This is a genomic window from Streptomyces sp. NPDC051976, assembly GCF_040680795.1.
GTDB lineage: Bacteria > Actinomycetota > Actinomycetes > Streptomycetales > Streptomycetaceae > Actinacidiphila.
The window spans coordinates 1-1,274 of record NZ_JBFAXL010000161.1; the positions used below are offsets into that span (position 1 = coordinate 1).

The window sequence follows — 1,274 nt, forward strand, 5'->3', positions numbered from 1 at the left end:
TGGACCGAGGGCCGGGACCTGTGGTGGCACGAGACCGTGGGCCGCCAGTCGGTCGAGCACACCCCGCAGGCGTTCAACGCCGAGCACCCGCTGTTCATCCTCTACACCTCAGGCACCACGGGTAAGCCCAAGGGCATCCTGCACACCTCCGGCGGCTACCTCACCCAGGCCGCCTACACCCACCACGCCGTCTTCGACCTCAAACCGGAGTCGGACATCTACTGGTGCACCGCCGACATCGGCTGGGTCACCGGCCACTCCTACATCGTCTACGGACCCCTGGCCAACGGCGCCACCCAGGTCATCTACGAGGGCACCCCCGACACCCCCCACCAGGGCCGCTTCTGGGAAATCATCCAGAAGTACCGGGTCACCCTCCTCTACACCGCCCCCACCGCGATCCGCACCTTCATGAAATGGGGAGACGACATCCCCGCCAAGTTCGACCTGACCTCCCTGCGCGTCCTCGGCTCCGTCGGCGAACCCATCAACCCCGAAGCCTGGATCTGGTACCGCGAACACATCGGCGGCGGCACCACCCCCATCGTCGACACCTGGTGGCAGACCGAAACCGGCGCCATGATGATCAGCCCCCTCCCAGGCGTCACCCACACCAAACCCGGCTCCGCCCAGACCCCACTGCCCGGCATCGCCGCCACCGTCGTCGACGACGAAGCAGGCGAAGTCCCCAACGGCTCCGGCGGCTACCTCGTCCTCACCCAGCCCTGGCCCTCGATGCTGCGCACCATCTGGGGCGACGACCAGCGCTACCTCGACACCTACTGGTCCCGCTTCCCCGGCCGCTACTTCGCCGGCGACGGCGCCAAGAAGGACGACGACGGCGACATCTGGCTCCTCGGCCGCGTCGACGACGTCATGCTCGTCTCCGGCCACAACATCTCCACCACCGAAGTCGAATCCGCCCTCGTCTCCCACCCCAAAGTCGCCGAATCCGCCGTCGTCGGCGCCACCGACGAAACCACCGGCCAAGCCATCGTCGCCTTCGTCATCCTGCGCGGCACCGCCCAGGACAGCACCGACCTGTCCGCCGAACTCCGCAACCACGTCGCCAAAGCACTCGGCCCCATCGCCAAACCCAAGCGCATCCTCATCGTGAACGAACTGCCCAAGACCCGCTCCGGCAAGATCATGCGCCGCCTGCTCCGCGACGTCGCCGAAAACCGCGAACTCGGCGACGTCACCACCCTCACCGACTCCACCGTCATGGACCTCATCCAAAGCAAACTGCCCTCCGCACCCACCGAGGACTGACC

The 1,274-nt window shown here is 67.1% G+C and carries 1 protein-coding gene; it reads left to right on the top strand.

Annotation, left to right across the window (positions count from 1 at the left end):
• Positions 1-1,272, top strand: a 1,272-nt coding sequence (locus AB0M29_RS45215; protein ID WP_365393696.1) for an acetate--CoA ligase, incomplete at its 5' end; no start/stop codon positions are given.
• Positions 1,273-1,274 lie beyond the last annotated feature (2 nt).